Source organism: Chromohalobacter israelensis DSM 3043 (assembly GCF_000055785.1).
Lineage (GTDB): Bacteria > Pseudomonadota > Gammaproteobacteria > Pseudomonadales > Halomonadaceae > Chromohalobacter > Chromohalobacter israelensis.
The window spans coordinates 1,441,508-1,461,358 of the sequence record NC_007963.1; the positions used below are offsets into that span (position 1 = coordinate 1,441,508).

At 65.4% G+C, this 19,851-nt stretch carries 18 protein-coding genes; 16 read left to right on the forward strand and 2 right to left on the reverse strand.

Features of this window, described 5'->3' with window-relative positions:
• Nucleotides 1-78 precede the first annotated feature (78 nt).
• The 6 genes from accD (at nt 79) to CSAL_RS06450 (ending at nt 6,413) form a co-directional block, all read left to right on the forward strand.
• Nucleotides 79-1,011 carry an acetyl-CoA carboxylase, carboxyltransferase subunit beta gene (gene accD / locus CSAL_RS06425; protein WP_011506564.1) on the forward strand — a complete coding sequence of 311 codons (933 nt, stop codon included), beginning with the start codon at nt 79-81 and terminating at the stop codon, nt 1,009-1,011.
• Nucleotides 1,012-2,325 (forward strand): bifunctional tetrahydrofolate synthase/dihydrofolate synthase, encoded by a 1,314-nt coding sequence (gene folC, locus CSAL_RS06430; RefSeq protein WP_011506565.1) that lies wholly within the window; start codon nt 1,012-1,014, stop codon nt 2,323-2,325. It abuts the gene before it with no gap.
• Complete coding sequence (locus CSAL_RS06435; RefSeq protein ID WP_011506566.1) at nt 2,322-2,987, forward strand: SPOR domain-containing protein; 666 nt, start codon at nt 2,322-2,324, stop codon at nt 2,985-2,987. The genes folC and CSAL_RS06435 overlap by 4 nt, the downstream gene beginning before the upstream one ends.
• Nucleotides 2,987-3,583, forward strand: coding sequence for a CvpA family protein (locus tag CSAL_RS06440; RefSeq protein WP_011506567.1), 597 nt, complete (start codon nt 2,987-2,989; stop codon nt 3,581-3,583). The genes CSAL_RS06435 and CSAL_RS06440 overlap by 1 nt, the downstream gene beginning before the upstream one ends.
• Before the next feature lie 89 nt (nt 3,584-3,672).
• Nucleotides 3,673-5,193 carry an amidophosphoribosyltransferase gene (gene purF / locus CSAL_RS06445; RefSeq protein WP_011506568.1) on the forward strand — a complete coding sequence of 507 codons (1,521 nt, stop codon included), beginning with the start codon at nt 3,673-3,675 and terminating at the stop codon, nt 5,191-5,193.
• 11 nt (nt 5,194-5,204) lie between these two features.
• On the forward strand, nt 5,205-6,413 hold the full coding sequence (locus tag CSAL_RS06450) for an O-succinylhomoserine sulfhydrylase (RefSeq protein WP_011506569.1): 1,209 nt from the start codon (nt 5,205-5,207) through the stop codon (nt 6,411-6,413).
• 71 nt (nt 6,414-6,484) lie between these two features.
• Here the strand turns inward: CSAL_RS06450 and rsgA are convergent, their stop codons facing one another.
• Entirely contained in the window at nt 6,485-7,507 is a 1,023-nt protein-coding gene (gene rsgA / locus CSAL_RS06455) for a small ribosomal subunit biogenesis GTPase RsgA (RefSeq protein WP_011506570.1), read from the reverse strand.
• Nucleotides 7,508-7,597: 90 nt separating this feature from the next.
• On the opposite strand from rsgA, the gene orn reads away from it, so the two are divergent.
• A complete protein-coding gene (gene orn / locus CSAL_RS06460) occupies nt 7,598-8,161 on the forward strand; it encodes an oligoribonuclease (RefSeq protein WP_011506571.1) in 564 nt (187 codons plus the stop codon).
• Here the strand turns inward: orn and queG are convergent.
• Nucleotides 8,158-9,282 (reverse strand): tRNA epoxyqueuosine(34) reductase QueG, encoded by a 1,125-nt coding sequence (queG, locus tag CSAL_RS06465; protein ID WP_011506572.1) that lies wholly within the window; start codon nt 9,280-9,282, stop codon nt 8,158-8,160. The two genes, orn and queG, sit on opposite strands and share 4 nt — an antisense overlap.
• Before the next feature lie 96 nt (nt 9,283-9,378).
• Between queG and CSAL_RS06470 the strand changes: the two genes are divergently transcribed.
• The 9 genes from CSAL_RS06470 to hflC all read left to right on the forward strand — a co-directional run bounded on the left by CSAL_RS06470 (nt 9,379) and on the right by hflC (nt 19,849).
• Nucleotides 9,379-10,869, forward strand: a complete 1,491-nt coding sequence (locus CSAL_RS06470) for a bifunctional ADP-dependent NAD(P)H-hydrate dehydratase/NAD(P)H-hydrate epimerase (RefSeq protein WP_011506573.1) — start codon at nt 9,379-9,381, stop codon at nt 10,867-10,869.
• 31 nt (nt 10,870-10,900) lie between these two features.
• Nucleotides 10,901-11,380 carry a tRNA (adenosine(37)-N6)-threonylcarbamoyltransferase complex ATPase subunit type 1 TsaE gene (tsaE, locus tag CSAL_RS06475; protein WP_011506574.1) on the forward strand — a complete coding sequence of 160 codons (480 nt, stop codon included), beginning with the start codon at nt 10,901-10,903 and terminating at the stop codon, nt 11,378-11,380.
• 38 nt (nt 11,381-11,418) lie between these two features.
• Nucleotides 11,419-12,870, forward strand: coding sequence for an N-acetylmuramoyl-L-alanine amidase (locus tag CSAL_RS06480; protein ID WP_370599264.1), 1,452 nt, complete (start codon nt 11,419-11,421; stop codon nt 12,868-12,870).
• Between the two features lie 44 nt (nt 12,871-12,914).
• Nucleotides 12,915-14,849, forward strand: coding sequence for a DNA mismatch repair endonuclease MutL (gene mutL / locus CSAL_RS06485; protein WP_011506576.1), 1,935 nt, complete (start codon nt 12,915-12,917; stop codon nt 14,847-14,849).
• Between the two features lie 33 nt (nt 14,850-14,882).
• On the forward strand, nt 14,883-15,821 hold the full coding sequence (gene miaA / locus CSAL_RS06490; protein WP_011506577.1) for a tRNA (adenosine(37)-N6)-dimethylallyltransferase MiaA: 939 nt from the start codon (nt 14,883-14,885) through the stop codon (nt 15,819-15,821).
• Between the two features lie 124 nt (nt 15,822-15,945).
• On the forward strand, nt 15,946-16,197 hold the full coding sequence (gene hfq / locus CSAL_RS06495) for an RNA chaperone Hfq (protein ID WP_011506578.1): 252 nt from the start codon (nt 15,946-15,948) through the stop codon (nt 16,195-16,197).
• 14 nt (nt 16,198-16,211) lie between these two features.
• Complete coding sequence (hflX, locus tag CSAL_RS06500; protein ID WP_011506579.1) at nt 16,212-17,531, forward strand: ribosome rescue GTPase HflX; 1,320 nt, start codon at nt 16,212-16,214, stop codon at nt 17,529-17,531.
• Between the two features lie 63 nt (nt 17,532-17,594).
• Nucleotides 17,595-18,953 (forward strand): FtsH protease activity modulator HflK, encoded by a 1,359-nt coding sequence (gene hflK, locus CSAL_RS16895; protein ID WP_011506580.1) that lies wholly within the window; start codon nt 17,595-17,597, stop codon nt 18,951-18,953.
• A 2-nt stretch (nt 18,954-18,955) separates the two neighbouring features.
• A complete protein-coding gene (gene hflC / locus CSAL_RS06510; RefSeq protein ID WP_011506581.1) occupies nt 18,956-19,849 on the forward strand; it encodes a protease modulator HflC in 894 nt (297 codons plus the stop codon).
• The last annotated feature ends 2 nt before the right edge of the window (nt 19,850-19,851 follow it).

Genomic DNA, 19,851 nt, shown 5'->3' on the forward strand with positions numbered 1-19,851 from the left:
GCCAACGACTATTCGCTGCATGGGGCCACGGATGTGGCTTCATGCGTCAGACAAGCAACACGGAAGCGTCTCAGAACCATGAGCTGGCTAGACAAAATCGTGCCGTCAATGAGCCGTACCCAGCGAGCCGATCGCCGGAAAAGCGTGCCGGATGGCCTGTGGCGTAAGTGCCCCAATTGCGAGGCGGTGCTCTATCTCCCCGAGCTGGAGCGCCACCAGAGCGTGTGCCCGAAATGCGATCACCATCTGCGCCTGACGGCCCGCAAGCGTCTCAACTGGTTTCTGGATACGGAAGGCCGCGAGGAAATCGCCGCCGACCTGCAGCCGGTCGACCGGCTCAAGTTCCGCGATTCCAAGAAATACAAGGATCGCCTCGCGGCGGCCCAGAAAGAGACCGACGAAAACGACGCCTTGATCGCCATGCGTGGCAAGCTCGATGGTCTGCCTGTCGTGGCGGTGGCCTTCGAGTTCAGTTTCATGGGCGGCTCGATGGGGGCCGTGGTGGGCGAAAAGTTCGTGCGTGCCGCGACCCAGGCCCGTGAAGAGGGCGTTCCGCTGGTATGTTTCGCGGCCTCCGGCGGCGCGCGCATGCAGGAAGCCCTGTTCTCGCTGATGCAGATGGCCAAGACCTCCGCCGCGCTGGAAAAGCTCAAGCAGGAAGGCGTGCCTTATATCTCGGTGCTCACCGATCCAGTGTTCGGTGGGGTGTCCGCCTCGCTGGCCATGCTGGGTGATATCAATGTCGCAGAGCCCAACGCCCTGATCGGTTTCGCCGGGCCGCGCGTCATCGAGCAGACCGTGCGTGAACAGCTGCCGGAAGGCTTCCAGCGCAGCGAGTTCCTGCTTGAGCACGGTACGGTGGACATGATCGTTCATCGCCACGACATGCGCGAGCGCCTGGGTAGCGTCATGCGCAAGTTGACACACCAGCCGCATCAGGATCGTGATGCCGAGCCCGACGACACGGCATCGCAATCGACACTGGACGAGTTCTCCCAGGCCGATCACTGAATGACTGCCGCGACCTCCCTGCAGGCCTGGCTGGCGCGCCTCGAACGCCAGCATCCCGTGGCGATCGACCTGGGCTTGGAACGCGTGGCCGAGGTCGCGCGGCGGCTGGCGCTGCTCGATACGCCCTTGGCCACGCGCGTGATCACCGTGGCCGGGACCAACGGCAAGGGGTCGACCGTGGCCATGCTCGAGGCAGTCGCTCGCGAGCATGGCCTGCGGACCGCCGCCTATACCTCCCCCCATCTACTGCGTTACAACGAGCGCCTGCGTCTTGCAGGGTGCGAAGCCGACGATGCCGCCTTGGTGGAGGGCTTCGAAGCCGTCGAGGCAGCGCGCCTCGACGGCGATCCGGTCACGCTCACGTATTTCGAGGCGGGCACGCTGGCGGCGCTCTGGTTGATCGCGCGCTGGCAGCCGGATGTCGCGCTTCTCGAAGTCGGTCTGGGCGGGCGCCTGGATGCGGTCAATGTCATCGACCCGGACGTGGCCGTGGTCACGACGGTGGCTCAGGACCATGCGGCGTTTCTGGGGACCCATCTCGACACGATAGGCCGGGAAAAGGCCGGTATCCTGCGTGCGGGACGGCCCGCGGTGCTGGGCAGCACGACGTTGCCCGCCAGTGTGCGCGAACGTGCCGACGCACTGTCAGCGCCGGTTTTCGCGCTCCAGGAGGCCTTTGCCTGGCGCATGGGTGACCGCGGCCAGGAGGGGAGCGAGTGGCAATGGCAAGGCACCGCGCCCGGTGGCGAGAAGGTGGCGCTGCACGGCCTGCCGGATCCCGGCCTGCCGCTGGACAATGCCGCGGTCGCCCTGCAGACCCTGGCGCTGGCCGACGTGAAGCTCGACGAAACCGCTACCCGACGCGCCCTGTCGCGGGTGGTGCTGGCCGGTCGTCTGCAATGGATGGGTCCCTGGTGTCTGGACGTCGGGCACAACCCGCATGCCGCCGCCTATGTGGCCGGGCAGCTCGCGCAGCGCCCACGTCGCGGGCGGCGCTTGTGTCTGCTGGGCATGCTGGCCGACAAGGATGCCGATGGGGTCATCGCGGCGCTGGCGCCGCAGATCGATGCCTGGGTCACCGTCTCTCTGAGCGGGGATCGGGCGCGTGATGCGGCGCAGCTGGCGACGTTTGTGGAAGGGCGGGGCGCCAAGGTCCTGCATCAGGGAGCCTCGCCCGAGGACGGCGTGCGGTGGTTGCATGCGAACATGGACAATGGCGACGACATTCTGGTCTGTGGATCGTTCTGGACCGTTGCCGAGGCGCTTGCCGCACTGGAAACGCTGGGTGCGGCGAGTTCAAGGAGTGCGTCATGAAGTACGGAATGCGTGAGCGCATCAGCGGCGCCATTATCCTGGTGGCGCTGGCGGTGATCTTCTTGCCGATGCTGTTCGATGAGCCGACGCCGCGTAGCGAGCGTCCCGAACCGGTGCTGACCATCGAGCAGCCGATTCCCGTGGATCAACGCGATGTCGAGACGCCCACGCCTCCCGAGGCGCTCGACGGTGCCGTCGATGGCGAACCGCCCGTGCCGGCGACCGAGGCACAGCTCGGTGCGCCCGACGGGGCGGCCTCGGAGGCGTCGCCTCCGGCGTCCGACGAGGCAGAGCCTGCCGAGGATGCCGCCGACCGGAATGCGGACGCTCCCGGTGACGAGGACCCCATCGCTGCCATTGCGCAGCAGTCGACCTCATCCACCGAGGAGCGCGCCTCGAATGATGAACCGTCCGCCACGACCCAGGCCAGTGGCGGCTGGGCGGTACAGGTGGGCAGCTTCGGTCAGCCCGGCAATGCAGAGCGTCTCGTCGAGCAGCTCTCGTCGCAAGGCTTCAATGCCTATCAGCGCCCGCGCGACAACGACTTGACCACGGTTTACGTGGGGCCGTTCGATTCTTCCGATGAAGGCGAGCGTGTGCGTACCCAACTCAAGGAAGACGCCAACATCCAGGGGCTGCTGATCCGCGTGCGGGAGGATTGATGACGCTGACGTGGCTCGACTGGGCGTTTCTGGCGGTATTGACGATCTCCATGCTGGCCGGTTTCATGCGCGGTCTGGTACGTGAGGCACTGGGACTGGCCGCCTGGGTGGCGGCCCTGCTGGGCGCGCGCATGTTCGCCCCGGCGGTGGCCGAGATGCTGGCGCCCTATATCGAGCATCCCGACATACGCCTGGTCCTCGGGTTCGTGCTGGTCATCTTCGTCATCGTCATGCTCTGCGGGTTCTTGATCCGCATGATCAATGCCGCCATCGAATGGGTCGGCATGGGCTTTTTCAATCGCGTGGCAGGGGCGGCGTTCGGTGCCGCGCGTGGCGCGCTGATCCTGGTGCTGGCCACGGTCATTCTGACCCTGACGCCACTGTCGGGACTGGCCGCCTGGCAGAACGCGCAACTGCGCCCGGCGTTCGAGCAGTTGCGGGACTGGTCGGTGAAGCGACTGGAGGCGTGGGAGATCGACACCTCGGAGGCCGAGCGCGCGTTGCGCGATACGGGGCGCGACGCGGCCCAGGACGTGCTCGAGTCGCGCCCGCCCGAGACCGAGAACGGCACGCCGCCGGACACCAGGGCGCCGTGAGACGGCGCGCATGTATCACAGGTTTTTGACGCGAGCGACGCGGTTCGGCGATCGCTCGCCACTCCCAAGGCAAGCGAGGTAAAGGCGCAATGTGCGGTATCGTGGGCCTCATGGCCAATCAGGCGGTCAATCAGTCGCTGTATGACGCGCTGACAGTGCTCCAACACCGTGGCCAGGATGCCGCCGGGATGATGACATGGCATGAGGGACGCTTCCTGTTGCGCAAGAGCAACGGGCTGGTGCGGGATGTCTTCCACACGCGTCACATGACGCGCCTGCGCGGCAACATGGGCATCGGGCATATCCGCTATCCCACCGCGGGCTCGTCGAGCGAAGCGGAGTCGCAGCCGTTCTACGTCAATTCGCCCTACGGGATCTCCCTGGCGCACAACGGCAACCTGACCAACTCCGAACAGCTCAAGCGCGAGCTGTTCTTTTCCGACCTGCGCCACATCAACACCAGCTCCGACTCGGAAGTGCTGCTCAACGTCTTCGCGCACGAGCTCGGCAAGCAGGGACATCACCTGACACCCGACGATATCTTCGATGCGGTGCGTCGGGTGCACCGCCGTTGCCAAGGGGGCTACGCCGCGGTGGCCTTCATCAACGGTTTCGGCATGGTGGCGTTTCGCGACCCCCATGGCATCCGCCCGGTGGTCTACGGCACGCGCGACACCGAGGAAGGCCAGGAGGTGATGATCGCCTCCGAATCGGTGGCGCTGGACGTGGGGGGCTTCGAGCTGTGCCGCGACCTGGCGCCGGGCGAGGCGATCTTCATCGAAACCGATGGCAACCGCGTGCACACCCAGCAGTGTGCCGATCGCCCCCGCCTGACACCCTGCATCTTCGAGCACGTCTACCTGGCGCGTCCCGATTCGATCCTCGACGGCGCCTATGTCTACGGCACGCGCATGGAAATGGGGCGCAAGCTGGGCGATCGCATCCTGCGCGACTGGCCGGAACATGACATCGACGTGGTGATCCCGATCCCCGACACCTCGCGTACCTCGGCGCTGGAACTGGCGCAGCACCTGGGCGTCACCTATCGCGAAGGCTTCATGAAGAACCGCTACATCGGGCGGACCTTCATCATGCCCGGCCAGACCCAGCGCAAGAAATCGGTGCGCCAGAAGCTCAACGCCATCGACGTCGAGTTTCAGGGCAAGAACGTGTTGCTGGTCGACGACTCCATCGTGCGCGGCACGACCTGCAAGCAGATCATCCAGATGGCGCGCGAGGCCGGCGCGCGCAAGGTGTATTTCGCCTCCGCCGCGCCTCCGGTGCGCTATCCCAATGTCTACGGCATCGACATGCCGGTCGCCTCGGAACTGATCGCTCACGGGCGCAGCGACGAGGAAGTCGGCGAGCTGATCGGTGCCGACCGCATCGTCTATCAGGAGCTCGAGGACCTCAAGGCCGCATGCCGCGACGTCAATCCGACCCTCGAGGAATTCGACTGCTCGGTGTTCGACGGCCAGTACGTGACCGGAGACATCGATGCGGCCTACCTGGCCGACCTCGAGGCCGCGCGCAACGATCTGGCCAAGCATCGCGAAAACACGGTCCACGCCGTGGTCGACTTGCATAACGACGTCGAAGAAGACAACTGAGGAGGCGAGGCATGGCGGACGAGATCCACGAGGCACTCGCGCTCGACACGCTGGCGATCCGTGCCGGCCACGAGCGGACGCACGAACAGGAACACGGCGAGCCGATCTTTCCGACGTCGAGCTTCGTCTACGATAGCGCCGCCGAGGCGGCGCGCAAGTTCTCGGGCGAAGAGCCGGGCAACATCTATTCACGGTTCACCAACCCCACGGTGCGTACCTTCGAGCAGCGTCTGGCGGCGCTGGAAGGCGGCGAGCGCTGCGTGGCCACCAGCTCCGGTATGGCGGCGATTCTGTCCACGGCCCTGGCGTTCCTGCAGGCAGGCGATGAAATCGTCGCTTCGCGCTCGCTGTTCGGCTCGACGGTGAGCCTGTTCGACAAGTACCTCGGCAAGCTGGGGATCGTGACGCACTACGTGGAACTGGGCGATCTGGATGCCTGGGAAGCGGCCATCACTCCCAGCACACGCTTGTTGTTCGCCGAGACGCCTTCCAACCCCTTGTCCGAGGTGGTGGACATCGCCGCGCTGGCCGAGATCGCCCATCGCCACGGGGCCTGGCTGGCCATCGACAACTGCTTTTTGACCCCGGCGCTGCAGCGGCCGCTGGACCTGGGGGCCGATCTGGTGATCCATTCGGCGACCAAGTATCTGGACGGCCAGGGCCGCGCCATCGGCGGTGCCGTGGTGGGCTCCAGCGAGATGCTTCAGGAACTGGTGGGCGTCGTGCGCACCTGCGGGCCGTGCATGAGCCCCTTCAACGCCTGGATCTTCCTCAAGGGGCTGGAAACACTGAGCTTGCGCATGAAAGCCCATGACGAGAATGCGCAGGCCCTGGCGCGGTGGCTGGAGGCGCAGCCGGAGATTGCGCGCGTGCACTACAGCGGTCTGGAAGGGCATCCCCAGCATGCGCTGGCCAAACGTCAGCAGCGCGGCTTCGGCGCCGTGCTGGGTGTTGAGGTCAAGGGAGGACGCGACGGGGCCTGGACGCTGATCGACAACTCGCGCTTGATGTCGATCACAGGCAACCTGGGCGATGTGAAAACCACGGTCACGCATCCCGCGACGACGACCCACGCGCGCTTGAGCGACGCGCAGAAAGCCGCCGCGGGCATCAGTGAAGGCCTGATTCGCATCGCCGTGGGGCTGGAAGCGCTGGACGACCTCAAGCGTGATATCCGGCGTGGCCTGGACAGGCTCGCCGACGTGCCGGGCATCCGCTAGTCCGGACGCCCGGCGTCACCCGTGCGCGTGCCCCGAACGCCTCGCCTCATGGCGAGGCGTTTTGCATGGCGTCAACGCGTTGTCAGGCCATCGACGATATGGCGATAGCTGTCGAAGCGCGAGGCGAGAATGTCGCCGCGCTCGACGGCGTCGCGGAGGGCGCAGCCCGGCTCCTGGCGGTGGCGACAATCCCGGAATCGGCAATGACCCAGATACGGCTGGAATTCGATGAAGCCCTGCGCCACCTGGTGCTCTTCGAGATGGCCCAGGCCGAATTCGCGAATGCCCGGGGAGTCGATCAGTTCGCCGCCGGCCGGCAGGTGATAGAGCGTTGCCGTGGTCGTGGTGTGCGTGCCCTTGCGCGAGTCCGCCGACAGGGCCCCGACGCGCAGTTGCATGTCGGGCAGCAGACGATCGATCAACGACGACTTGCCGACCCCGCTCTGGCCCACGAAAACCGAGGTGCGCTCGGTGAGGCAGGCATGCAGGGCGTCGAGTCCGCCTTCCTGCTGCGTGGAGGCGGCGACGACGCGATACCCGATGGCCCGGTAACGTGCCAGCAGAGTGCGCAGATCGCTGCCCGTCTCGGGCAGCAGGTCGGTCTTGTTGAGCACCAGCACGGGCGTGATGCCGGTCGCCTCGGCGGCGACGAGATAACGGTCGATGAGGTTGGGGTGGGGGGCCGGCTCCACGGCGAAGACGATGAGGATCTGCGCGATGTTGGCCGCCACGGGCTTGAGCTGACCGCGTGCGTCGGGACGTTCCAGCACGCTTTGGCGTGGCTGACGTGCCACGACCACGCCACTGCCGTCGGCGGCGACGCGCCATACCACATGGTCCCCGGTGACCAGCCCTTCGAGATTGGCCCGGAGGTGGCAGCGATGGCGTTGCAGGTCGCCATGTTCGTCCTCGGCCTCCACCTCCAGCGTGCGTCCGAAATGCGCGGTGACGCGCCCCAGGCGTTCGGGGCCGTAATCGCCGGCATCCAGGGAGGTGTCGTCGCGTCGGGCACGTCGTTCGGCACGCTCGGCGCGCTCGGCTTGAATCTTTTCGACCCGCCAGCGTTGCTGGCGGCTCAGTTTGCGTTTGCTCATGCGCTCTCGGGACAGGGTACAATGGCCGCCATTGTAGCCTTCATCGCGCCACGCTGTCCCTAGGCGTGGCGCCTCGGACGGGAGAACGACATGGCGAGCGAACAGCCGCAAGCCCCGCGCAGCGACCTGCTGGTGTGGATCGATCTGGAAATGACCGGCCTCGACCCTCAGCGCGAGCGCATCATCGAGGTGGCCACGCTGATCACCGACAACGATCTGAATCTGGTGGCCGAAGGGCCGGTGTTGGCGGTGCATCAGCCGGATGCCCTGCTGGCGGGCATGGACGAGTGGAATACCCGTACGCACGGTGATTCGGGGCTCACGCAGCGTGTCCGCGAGAGTCGCATCGATACCGCCGAGGCCGAGCGCCAGACCCTGGCGTTCCTCAAGCGCTATGTCACGCCGAACAGCTCACCGATGTGCGGCAACAGCGTGCACCAGGATCGCCGTTTTCTGGTACGCGAGATGCCCGAGCTGGCCGATTTCTTCCATTACCGCAATCTCGACGTGTCGACGCTCAAGGAACTGGCCAAGCGCTGGAATCCTCAGGCGCTGGAAGGCTTCGAGAAGCGCAATACGCACCAGGCCATGGACGACATTCGCGAGTCGCTGGCCGAATTGGCGCATTATCGTCAGACGTTCTTGCGGGTCTAGGCGCTGCGTTCGGGCGCTGCCGGGGCATCGACGTCGCTGGCGATGCGCCGCTCGCGCTTGCGGCGTTGCTGTTCGAGTCCCCAGCGCACGTGCTCCCGGACCAGGTCCGAGGGATAGGCCAGGCGTGCACGCAGAGCGCTTTCCACCTGGTCGCTCCAGGGGGCGTTGCCCAGGCCGATGGCCAGGTTGCGCAGCCAGCGTTCATAACCGATGCGGCGGATGGCGCTGCCCTCGGTGCGTGCCAGGAACTCTTCCTCGCTCCAGGCGAACAGCCTTACCAGCGAGGCGCGGTCGAGATCATGGCGCGGGGCGAAGTCGTCCTCTCGCGATACGCGGGTGAAGCGTGTGAACGGGCAGACCAGCTGGCAGTCGTCGCAGCCATAGACACGGTTGCCCATCGCCTCGCGATACTCTTCGGGGATCGAACCGGCCAGTTCGATGGTCAGATACGAAATGCAGCGCCGCGAATCGATGACCTTGTCGTCGACGATGGCGCCCGTGGGGCATGCCGTCTGGCAGCGTGAGCACTTGCCACAATGTTCGCTGTCGAAGGGCGCGTCCACCGGCAGCGGAAGGTCGGTATACAGCTCGCCGAGGAAAAACAGCGAGCCGGCCTGCGGATTGAGCAGCATGGCGTTCTTGCCGAACCAGCCAAGCCCCGCTTTCTGCGCCAGGGCCCGCTCCATGACCGGTGCCGAGTCGACGAAGGCCCGGTAGCCGTAGGCGCCGACCTCGTCCTCGATGCGCTTGGCGAGTGTGGCGAGACGCTTGCGTATCAGCTTGTGATAGTCGCGTCCCAGCGCATAGCGAGAGATGTAGGCACGCTCGGGCTGGCCGAGTACCTTGGTGGTTTCCACTTCTGGCGGCAGGTAGTCCATGCGCACGCTGACGACCCGCAAGGTACCGGGCACGAGTTCCTCGGGACGGGTGCGCTTGCTGCCGTGCTTGGCCATGAAGTGCATTTCGCCATGGTAGCCGGCTGCCAGCCAGCGCTCGAGATAACGCTCGTGCGCGGCGAGATCGGTGTCGGTAATGCCGACCTGCTGAAAGCCGAGTTCGCGCCCCCAGGTGTGGATGCGGTCGGCAAGCGCGGCGTAATCGATAGGCGCGGATGAGGACATGACGAGGACCCCGTGAAGCGTGGGCGCCACCCTAGCGCAATCGTGGCGGGGAATAAACGTTTGTCGCCGGCGAGGCCGGCACGACAGGAGGCGAACATGACGGCGGCATCGCCAGTGACACATGCCCTGTACGGGGCGGAGCAGGTTCGGACCCTGGATCGTCGCATCATCGACGCCGGCGTGGCGGGGTTCGACTTGATGCAGCGAGCATCCCAGGCCGCCTATGACGTACTGCGTGCACGATGGCCCGGTGCGCGTCGGCTCACGGTGTTGTGCGGGGGCGGCAACAATGCCGGTGACGGCTACGTGATCGCGGCGTTGGCGGTGTGCGATGGCCTCGATGTACAACTGGTGGCCCTGCGTGATCCGGCATGCCTGACGGGCGACGCGGCACGGGCATGCGCGCTGGCGCGGCGGGCCGGTGTGACGCCGGTTGCCTGGCGGGAAGGCATGACGCTGGATGGCGAGGTGCTGGTCGATGCGTTGCTGGGGACCGGGGCCTCGGGAGAGGTGCGCGACCCCTTGCGGAGCGCGATTCTGGCGATCAATGCCACGCGGCGCCCGGTACTGGCGGTGGACGTGCCCTCCGGGCTGTCGGCACAGACCGGTGGCATCGGAGGCGTCGCGGTACACGCCACGGTGACCGTCACGTTCATTGCCGACAAGTTCGGGCTGCATACCGGCGCCAGCGCGGATCATGTCGGCGAACTGGTCGTCGAGAGCCTGGGCACGGCCCCGGAGACCCATGGCGACCTGGTGCCGCTGGGCGAGTTGCTGGCGGCCGAGCAATTGCAGGCGGCGCTGCCGCCACGTGCCCGAGGCAGCCACAAGGGTGACTTCGGGCATCTGCTGGTGGTGGGGGGCGCCGTGGGGTTCGGCGGCGCGGCGTTGATGGCCTGCGAGGCCGCATTGCGCATGGGGTCGGGCAAGGTCAGCCTGGCCACCGATGCGGCGCATGTCGCCGCGAGCCTGGTGCGCAGCCCCGAGGTAATGGCGCGTGGCGTGCAGGCGGCGGCCGAGGCACAGCCGCTTCTTGCTCAGGCCGACGCCCTGGTCGTCGGTCCCGGTCTGGGGCGTGATGCCTGGGGGAAGGCGTTATGGCGGCTGGCACTCGATGCCGCCGTGCCCAGCGTCCTCGATGCCGATGCTCTCAACCTGCTGGCCGAGGAGGCGCGCGATCGCGACGACTGGGTGCTGACGCCACATCCCGGCGAGGCTGCACGCCTGCTGGGCAGCACCACCGCCGAGGTCCAGGCGGACCGTCGGGCAGCGGTGCTGGCGCTGCGCGAGCGTTATGGCGGCAGTGTGGTACTCAAGGGCGCGGGAACCTTGATTGCCGACGCAGATGGGGTCGCCGTGTGTCCGTATGGCAATCCCGGCATGGCCAGCGGGGGCATGGGGGATGTGCTGTCGGGCGTCATCGGGGCGCTGCTGGGGCAGGGCAGAACGCCGGGGGAGGCTGCACGCCTGGGGGTCCTGATCCATGCGCTGGCCGGTGACGCGGCGGCCCGGGCCGGGGGCGAGCGTGGCCTGGTCGCCACGGATCTGGCATCCTATGTGCGCGTGATCGCCAACCCACGATCCTGATGTCATGCGATAACTCGAGATACCACCATCGATGCGACGCTTTTTGCCAAACGAAGCCGCCCACGTCGCCTTCGGCGAAGCACTGGGGCATGCCCTGGGCGGCCACGGACGTGTCCACCTGGAAGGAGAGCTGGGGGCGGGCAAGACCACGCTGACGCGTGGCGTGCTGCGCGCCTACGGCCATGACGGCGCCGTCAAGAGCCCGACGTATACCCTGGTGGAGCCCTATGTGCTGCAAGGCATCGAGGTGTACCACTTCGATCTCTATCGGTTGGGCGATCCCGAGGAGCTCGAGTTCATGGGGGCGCGGGACATGCTCGGCGGCGACGGCCTGAGCCTGATCGAATGGCCTTCGCGTGGGGAGGGCTGGTTGCCGCCGCCGGATCTGGTGGTGCGGCTGGCGCTGGCCGGCGAGGGCCGCGAGGTCTCGCTCGAAGGTCTCACGCCCCGCGGGCAAGCGGTAATCGCCGCCCTACACGACACATGCCGGGACAAGGAAGCCGACTCTTGACGCTGTACCCCGCTATGCCTCGGCGCGCGATGCGCGTCATGCGTACCTTCCGGCGCAGCATGAGCCTGGCGTTGTTGACGCTGCTCACGCTCGCGCAGCTGACGTCCGCGCACGCCGCCGAGGTGGACAACATTCGTACCTGGGCGGCGCCGGACCACGTTCGGGTGGTCTTCGATCTGTCCGACGAGGCAGAGAGTTCCATCTTCATGCTCGACGATCCACGCCGTCTGGTCGTCGATCTGGAAGATACCCGGCTGGCCTTCGACCCCGGTGAGGTCGAGCCCGGCGACAGCGCGATCGAGGCGTTGCGCACCGGGGTCCGCAACGGTGACGATCTGCGCGTGGTGCTGGACCTCGGGCGCGAGGTCGTGCCGCATCACTTCATGCTGCCGCCCACCGACCAGTACGGTCATCGCCTGGTGGTGGATCTCGACTATCCCGGCGAAAGCGCCCTCGACGAACCCATCGACCCGATCGCCGCGATGATCCGCGATCAGGAAATGAGCGCCGAGCGGGCCCTGGTCGAAGCCAAGGCCCAGGGCAAGGATCCCGACGAGGTCCTTGCCCGTCAGGACAGTCAGGCCAAGCCGCATCCCAAGCGCGACATCATCATCGCCGTCGATCCGGGGCACGGGGGGGAGGATCCCGGCGCCATCGGACCGGATGGCACCTACGAGAAGAATGTGGTGCTGGCCATCGCCCGCAAGCTGAACGCAAAGCTCAACAATACGCCGGGGTTCAAGGCCTTCCTCACCCGGGACGGCGATTATTATGTCGGACTACGGCAGCGTACCTTGCTGGCGCGAAAGCAGAAGGCCGATTTCTTCGTCTCGGTGCATGCCGATGCGGTCAAGAGCCGGGGGCCGAGCGGCAGTTCGGTGTATGCGCTGTCGAAGCATGGGGCCACTTCCGAGAGCGCGCGCTGGCTGGCGGCGTCGGAAAACCGTGCCGACCTGATCGGCGGCGTCGACGGTAGCCTGGACCTTTCCGACAAGGATGAGGTGCTGCGCGGGGTGCTGCTCGACTTGACCATGACCGCGACGATGAACGAGTCGCTCAGTACCGGGGGGCAGGTGCTCGACCAGCTGGGGCGTGTCAACCGCCTGCATAAGTCCCAGGTCGAACAGGCCGGTTTCGTGGTGCTCAAGTCACCGGATATCCCGTCACTGCTGGTGGAGACGGGCTTCATTTCCAACCCCTCGGAGGAAAGGCGGCTCTTGTCGTCGCCTTTCCAGGCGAAACTCGCGGATGCCATCGGCACCGGCATCATCGCGCATTTCCGTCAGAACCCACCTCCCAGCAGCTTGCTGGCGTGGCAGCGCGATCAGGGCCGTGGCAGCGGGCCGGGCGAGTATCGCGTTCAGGCAGGCGACACGCTGTCGGAGGTCGCCTCGCGCCATGACGTGACGATGCTGGCCCTCAAGGAAGCGAACGATCTCAATGGCGACATTCTGCGCGTGGGCCAGGTCCTGAAGATTCCGCAGTCGTAAGCGCGCGCATGACGCGCGCCGCTTGCGCGAGGCACAATGGTGTTATGACGCATACTCGACGCATTCACATTCTCGACCCTCGACTCGCCAACCAGATCGCGGCCGGCGAGGTCGTCGAACGTCCGGCCTCCGTGGTCAAGGAACTGGTCGAGAACGCCATCGATGCCGGCAGTCAGCGCATCGAGATCGATCTCGAATCCGGGGGCGCGCGGTTGATCCGCGTGCGCGACGATGGCCGGGGCATCGATCAGGAGGATCTGCCGCTGGCACTGTCACGGCATGCCACCAGCAAGATCGCCTCGCTGGACGATCTGGAGGGAGTGGATAGTCTCGGCTTTCGCGGCGAGGCCCTGGCATCGATCAGCTCGGTGTCGCGCCTGGAGTTGATTTCCAACACTCACGACGAGCCGAGCGATGGCTGGCGGGTCGTCGCCGAGGGGCGCCAGATGGAGCCGCGGGTGACGCCTGCACCGCATCCGCGGGGCAGCTCGGTGGTCGTGCGCGATCTGTTCTTCAACACGCCGGCGCGTCGCAAGTTTCTGCGTACCGAAAAGACCGAGTTCGGGCATGTCGAAGAAGCCTTTCGGCGCCTGGCGCTGTCGCGCTACGACATCGGCTGGATTCTGCGGCACAACCAGAAGGTGGTGCATCAACTGCGCGCGGGCGATGCCTCGACATCCATGGAACGCCGGGTCGGTGCGCTGCTGGGCCGCAAGTTTCTGGAAAATGCCCTGCACGTGGATATCGAGGCGACGGGCTTGCGTCTGTGGGGATGGGTGGGATTGCCCACTCACTCCCGCGCCCAGGCGGACCAGCAGTACTTCTTCGTCAATGGGCGTGTCGTGCGGGACCGGCTGGTGGCGCACGCCGTGCGTCAGGCGTATCGCGACGTCATGTTCCATGGCCGCCATCCGGTCTTCGTGCTGTATCTCGAACTCGATCCGCATGTGGTCGATGTCAATGTGCACCCCACCAAGCACGAGGTGCGCTTCCGCGATGGCCGGCTGGTGCACGACTTCCTGTTCTCCAGTCTGCATCGTGCCCTGGCCGATGTGCGGCCCAACGCCACATCGACGGAGGGAGGAGACGAGGCCACGCCGTCGACGGATGCGACGACGGCGACAGCCGCCGAGGCATCGGCGGGCCAGGCCGAGCCGCGCTGGCAGCAGCAGGGCATGGCGTTGGCCGCAGGCCAGGAGCGGGAGCGACCCGCGGCGCATCGCGTGCGTGAGTTCATGGCCGGTTATCGTGCGCTGCACCCCGAGCACGAGGCGTCGTTGCTGACCCCGCAGCCACAGGAAGCGGCGGAAGAAGCGGCGGGGACACCCGCTCCGCCGGCGTCATCGTCGCCCGCAATGGCCGAGACCGACGACACTCAGGCGCCGCCCCTGGGGTACGCCGTGGCGCAACTGCATGGCGTGTACATTCTGTCCCAGACCGAGCGCGGCCTGGTGGTGGTCGACATGCACGCCGCCCACGAGCGCATCACCTACGAGCGCATGAAGCAGCAGGTACACGGCGACGGTCAGGCGCTGGGTCGACTGCAGACGCAGCCGCTGCTGGTGCCGGTGTCGATCGCTGCCAGCGCCCGCGAGGTGGAAACCGCCGAGAACGAGCGCGCCACCTTCGAGCGGCTGGGCGTCGAACTGGATGTCGCCGGACCGGAAACCCTGCTGGTGCGACAGGTGCCGGTACTGCTGGGCAATGCCGATGTCGAGGCCTTGATCCACGACATGCTCGGTGACCTGGAGCGTTTCGGGCGCTCCGATCGCCTGGAGGTCCATATCAACGAGCTGCTTTCCAGCATGGCATGCCACGGCAGCGTGCGCGCCAATCGCCGGCTGACGGTGCCCGAAATGAATGCGCTGCTGCGCGACATGGAGCGCACCGAGCGCAGCGGGCAATGCAACCACGGTCGTCCCACCTGGACCGAAATGTCGATGCATGAGCTGGACAAGTTGTTTCTACGCGGTCAGTGACCCCGCTGACCGGCTACCGTTTCAGGACTTTCGATGAGTGATACACGGCCACTGGCCCTTTTGCTGATGGGCCCGACGGCGGCCGGCAAGACCGATCTGGCCATCGCGCTACGCGAGCGGCTGGGAGGAGAATTGATCAGCGTCGACTCGGCGATGATCTATCGTGGCATGGATATCGGCACCGCGAAGCCGTCCGCCCAGGAGCTGGCGCGTGCGCCGCATCGCCTGATCGACATTCGCGATCCGGCCGAGACGTATTCCGCCGCCGAGTTTCGCGACGATGCCCTGGCCGAGATGCGCGACATCTCGTCGCAGGGGCGTACGCCGATCCTCGTCGGTGGCACCATGATGTACATCAAGCGTTTGATCGATGGTGTGGCCTCGTTGCCGGCACGCGATCCGGCACTCCGGGAAGCGCTGAATGCCCGGGCCGAGAGCGAGGGATTGGTGGCTCTGCACCGGGAGCTGTCGCGTGTCGATCCGGTAGCCGCCGAGACGATCCATCCGCACAACCGACAGCGATTGCTGCGGGCCCTGGAGGTCTATCAGCTCACGGGGCGGGCGCTGGGGGAACTGTGGGCCGAACAGGCCCGCGAAACCTTTCCCTGGCGGCTCGTGTCCATAGCCCTGGCGCCGAATGCGCGCCACGTGCTGCATGCGCGCATCGCCGAGCGCTTCGACAGCATGCTGGCGGCGGGCTTCCGCGATGAGGTGGCGGCGCTTCAGGCACGCGGAGACCTGCATCGAGGACTCCCCGCCATACGTTGCGTGGGCTATCGTCAAATGTGGGAGCATCTGCGCGGCGAGACGGACGCGGCGACGATGCGCGAGCGCGGCCTGGCCGCGACGCGACAACTCGCCAAGCGTCAGTTGACCTGGCTGCGCGGCTGGGAGGGCGTGCACTGGATCGACAGCGATGCCTCGGACGCACATGAACAGGTATTGAAAATCGTGCGCGGAAGCAGCACTTAGCGTAAGATGTCCGGTCACGACAACGTCTGGCGAGCGTCTCCGCAAACGGCGGCGGCGGCCCGATCGGCGGCTGTGACCCTTCGAAAACGACCATAAACCACAGCGAGAAGTTAGGGAGAGCAAAATGTCCAAAGGACAGTCCCTTCAAGACCCGTACTTGAACATCCTGCGCAAGGAGCGCATTCCGGTTTCCATCTTTCTGGTCAACGGTATCAAGCTTCAGGGGCAGATCGAGTCCTTCGATCAGTTCGTCATCCTGCTGCGCAACACCGTCAGCCAGATGGTATACAAGCACGCCATTTCCACGGTCGTGCCGTCACGCAACGTGCGTCTTCCTGTCCAGGACCCGAATGCCCCGGCAGAAGAAGACAGTTGATCGAGAGGCGCTGATTGTTTTTCGAACGTCCCGACGCCGGTGAAACGGCGGTTCTCGTCCATGTGGATTTCCACGACGAACAGGAACGCGAAGACCCGGGTGAATTCCTGGAGCTGGTGCGTTCCTCGGGTGTGACGCCGGCGACCCTCGTCGAGGGCAGCCGGCGTCGTCCCGATCCCAAGACCTTCATCGGCAGCGGCAAGCTGGAAGAAATTCGCGAGATACGCGAGCTTCACGGTGCCGATATCGTCATCTTCAACCATGCCTTGTCTCCCTCGCAGGAACGCAATCTCGAGCGTGCGCTGAAAAGCCGTGTGCTGGACCGCACCGGTCTGATCCTGGATATCTTCGCGCAACGTGCGCGTACGCACGAAGGCAAGCTCCAGGTCGAGCTGGCCCAGCTCGAGTACATGTCGACACGTCTGGTACGCGGCTGGACCCACCTGGAGCGCCAGAAGGGCGGCATCGGCCTGCGTGGCCCCGGGGAAACGCAGCTCGAGACCGACCGGCGCTTGCTCGGGGCGCGCATCAAGGCGATTCACAAGCGCCTGGAAAAAGTCCGCACGCAGCGCGATCAGAATCGGCGGGCACGGGCACGGGCCGAAATTCCCAGCGTCTCCCTGGTGGGATATACCAACGCGGGGAAGTCGACACTGTTCAATGCACTCACCGAGTCCGAGGTGTACGCTGCCGATCAGTTGTTCGCCACGCTCGATCCGACGCTGAGGCGGCTCAATGTGGCGGACGTCGGCCCGGTGGTGCTGGCGGATACCGTCGGTTTCATCCGCCACTTGCCCCACAAGCTGGTGGAGTCTTTCCGCGCCACGCTGCAGGAGGCCGCCGAAGCATCGTTGCTGGTGCACGTCATCGACGCGGCCGACCCGGACCGGGACTTCAACGTCGCGCAGGTCGATACGGTACTCGAGGAAATCGGGGCCGGTGACGTACCGCAATTGCTGGTGATGAACAAGATCGACTTGCTGGGAACGGCGCCGCGCCTGGAGCGCGACGAGCATGGCCGTCCCCGGATCGTCTGGCTCTCGGCACGCGAGGCCCGGGGATTCGAGCTGTTGCAGGAAGCGCTCGGCGAACTGCTGGCCGAGGACCTGCTCGAAACGGGTTTGACGTTGGCGCCCGAACAAGGAAGATTGCGCGCAGCGTTGCACGAGTTGAATGCCGTTCAGCAAGAACAATTTGACGAGCAGGGCCGAATCCTGCTGGATATTCGTCTGCCTAGGCGTGATTTCTTTCAGGTAATGGCCCGTCTCGGTGAAAACGCAGAACATTATTTGCCGCCGGGAGCCCTCGATCGCCCGGAATGGGAACGCCCCTGACAGCGCCCGTCATGGGTGTCCCCGGCGAGATGCATCGCAATCAATGCATAGTGGAGAAGACGTATGGCTTGGAACGAGCCTGGTGGTGGAAATCAGCAGGACCCGTGGAGCGGTGGCGGTGGTCGCCGTGGTAGCGGAGGGGGCAATGGTGGTAATAACCAGGGTCCACCGGATCTCGACGAGGCGCTGAAGAAGTTTCAGGACAAACTGAGCCGCTTGATGGGCAAGCGCGGCAAGCGCGGCGGCGATGGCAATGGCGGTGCTTCGGGCGGCAAGGGCAACCCCTTCATACTGCCGGCGGTACTGACGGTATTGGCTCTGGTGATCTGGGCCGGTTCCGGTTTTTACCGGGTCGATCAGTCCGAACGCGGGGTGGTGCTGCGCTTCGGCGAGTATCATGAAACCGTGGGGCCTGGCCTGCACTGGAATCCGACGTTCGTCGATCAGGTGACGATGGTCAATGTCACCGAGGTGCGTTCGTTCCGCCAGGACGCCTCGATGCTGACCAGCGATACCAACATCGTCACGGTACGCCTCTCGGCACAGTATCAGGTCTCCAATCCGCGTGATTACGTGCTCAATGTACGCAATCCGGAGCAGAGCCTGCGCAATGCCCTCGATTCCACGCTGCGTCACGTGGTGGGCGCGAGCGGCATGCAGAACGTGCTGACCAGTACCACGGAGGTCGAGGAGGTCAAGGAGATCGACGAGGGCGGCGAGGTGCCGGACATGCCGGAAACCGTGACCGATCCCAGCGAGCTGCCGGTCATCACCATGACGCCGCCGGTGCCGGACTCGTTGCTCAGCGGCCGTGAAGAGCTCGGGCCGATGGTGGCCAAGCGTCTTCAGGAATCGCTGGATGCCTATGGGTTGGGCTTGCGCTTGCAGACCGTGAACCTCGAAAGCACCCAGGCGCCTGAAGAAGTGCAGGAAGCCGTGGATGACGTGATTCGCTCGCGCGAGGATCGTCAGCGCCTGATCAACGAGGCGCGTGCCTACGAGAATGCGCTGCAACCGCGTACCGAAGGTAATGCGCAGCGTCTCATCGAGGAGGCCACCGGGTATCGCAATTCGGTCGTGGCCGATGCACAGGGTCAGACCAGTCGCTTCCTGTCGGTGCTGGGCGAGTATCAGCAGGCGCCGGAGGTCACGCGTCAGCGTCTCTATCTGGATACGTTGAGCGACGTGCTGGGCAACAATCGCAAGGCATTGCTCGATGTGGGACCGCAAAACAATTCCATGATCTACCTGCCGCTCGATCAGTTGCGTCAGCCGCGTTCGTCGAACGCCGACAACGGTGACAGCCAGGAGGCTCGGGAGTTGGAATCGATCTCCCAGCAGGTGCAGAACGAGCCGCTTTCCGGTAGCGACAACACGAGCAGTCAGCGCCAGTCGGGCGGCATTTCGCGGGAGGGTCGTTAATCATGGTCAACAATCGTGCCTTAGGTATCGTCGCACTGCTGGCCGTGGGGGCCTGGCTCGCAAGTGCCAGCCTGTATGTGGTGACGGAAACGCAGCGGGCCATCAAGCTGCGCTTCGGTGAAGTCGTCGAATCCGACATCCAGCCCGGCCTGCATTTCAAGTGGCCGGTTCTCAACACCGTGCGTTATTTCGATGCACGCGTGCAGACGCTGGAAAGCACCGAAAGCCGCTTTTTGACGGCGCGTCGCAACGCCTTGATCGTCGATTCCTACGTCAAATGGCAGGTCGTCGACCCGAGCCTGTTCTATCAGGCGACACGCGGTGATCCGGCGCGCGCCGAGAACCTCATCGCGCCACGCGTCGACGAGAGTCTGCGCAACGCATTCGGCAGTCGCGAGGTGAACAAGATCATCAGCGAAGACCGCAATGAAATGTTGCAGAAGCCCCAGCAGACGCTGGACGAGGAATTGCGCGACGAAGTCGGGGTGGCGATCCTGGATATTCGCCTCAAGCGTGTCGAGCTGCCGCAGGAAGTTCGTCAGGCGGTTTTCGAGCGCATGCGCACCGAGCGCTACGCCGAGGCACGCCAGTACCGTGCGCAAGGGCAGGAACAGGCCGAGCGCATTCGTGCGCGGGCCGATCGCGAGCGCCAGGTGAAACTGGCCGAGGCACGCGAGAAGGCGGAGACACTGCGCGGTCAAGGCGATGCCGAGGCTGCCCATATCTACGCCAACGCGTATCAGCAGGATGAAGATTTCTTCAACTTCTATCGCTCACTCGAAGCCTACCGCAACAGCTTCGACAAGGGTGACGACATGCTGCTGCTGAGCCCGGACAGCGAATTCTTCCGCTACTTCCGCTCGGCTGACGGCAACGACGACGCAAGCCAGCCATAGTG

Bases quoted from the DNA above. Each gene is read 5' to 3' on its own strand.
- folC (WP_011506565.1), top strand. From the start codon at position 1,012: ATGACTGCCGCGACCTCCCTGCAGGCCTGGCTGGCGCGCCTCGAACGC.
- CSAL_RS06435 (WP_011506566.1), top strand. From the start codon at position 2,322: ATGAAGTACGGAATGCGTGAGCGCATCAGCGGCGCCATTATCCTGGTG.
- accD (WP_011506564.1), top strand. From the start codon at position 79: ATGAGCTGGCTAGACAAAATCGTGCCGTCAATGAGCCGTACCCAGCGA.
- purF (WP_011506568.1), top strand. From the start codon at position 3,673: ATGTGCGGTATCGTGGGCCTCATGGCCAATCAGGCGGTCAATCAGTCG.
- hflK (WP_011506580.1), top strand. From the start codon at position 17,595: ATGGCTTGGAACGAGCCTGGTGGTGGAAATCAGCAGGACCCGTGGAGC.
- tsaE (WP_011506574.1), top strand. From the start codon at position 10,901: ATGCGACGCTTTTTGCCAAACGAAGCCGCCCACGTCGCCTTCGGCGAA.
- miaA (WP_011506577.1), top strand. From the start codon at position 14,883: ATGAGTGATACACGGCCACTGGCCCTTTTGCTGATGGGCCCGACGGCG.
- mutL (WP_011506576.1), top strand. From the start codon at position 12,915: ATGACGCATACTCGACGCATTCACATTCTCGACCCTCGACTCGCCAAC.
- hflC (WP_011506581.1), top strand. From the start codon at position 18,956: ATGGTCAACAATCGTGCCTTAGGTATCGTCGCACTGCTGGCCGTGGGG.
- rsgA (WP_011506570.1), bottom strand. From the start codon at position 7,507: ATGAGCAAACGCAAACTGAGCCGCCAGCAACGCTGGCGGGTCGAAAAG.
- CSAL_RS06470 (WP_011506573.1), top strand. From the start codon at position 9,379: ATGACGGCGGCATCGCCAGTGACACATGCCCTGTACGGGGCGGAGCAG.
- CSAL_RS06480 (WP_370599264.1), top strand. From the start codon at position 11,419: ATGCGTACCTTCCGGCGCAGCATGAGCCTGGCGTTGTTGACGCTGCTC.
- CSAL_RS06440 (WP_011506567.1), top strand. From the start codon at position 2,987: ATGACGCTGACGTGGCTCGACTGGGCGTTTCTGGCGGTATTGACGATC.
- queG (WP_011506572.1), bottom strand. From the start codon at position 9,282: ATGTCCTCATCCGCGCCTATCGATTACGCCGCGCTTGCCGACCGCATC.
- CSAL_RS06450 (WP_011506569.1), top strand. From the start codon at position 5,205: ATGGCGGACGAGATCCACGAGGCACTCGCGCTCGACACGCTGGCGATC.
- orn (WP_011506571.1), top strand. From the start codon at position 7,598: ATGGCGAGCGAACAGCCGCAAGCCCCGCGCAGCGACCTGCTGGTGTGG.
- hfq (WP_011506578.1), top strand. From the start codon at position 15,946: ATGTCCAAAGGACAGTCCCTTCAAGACCCGTACTTGAACATCCTGCGC.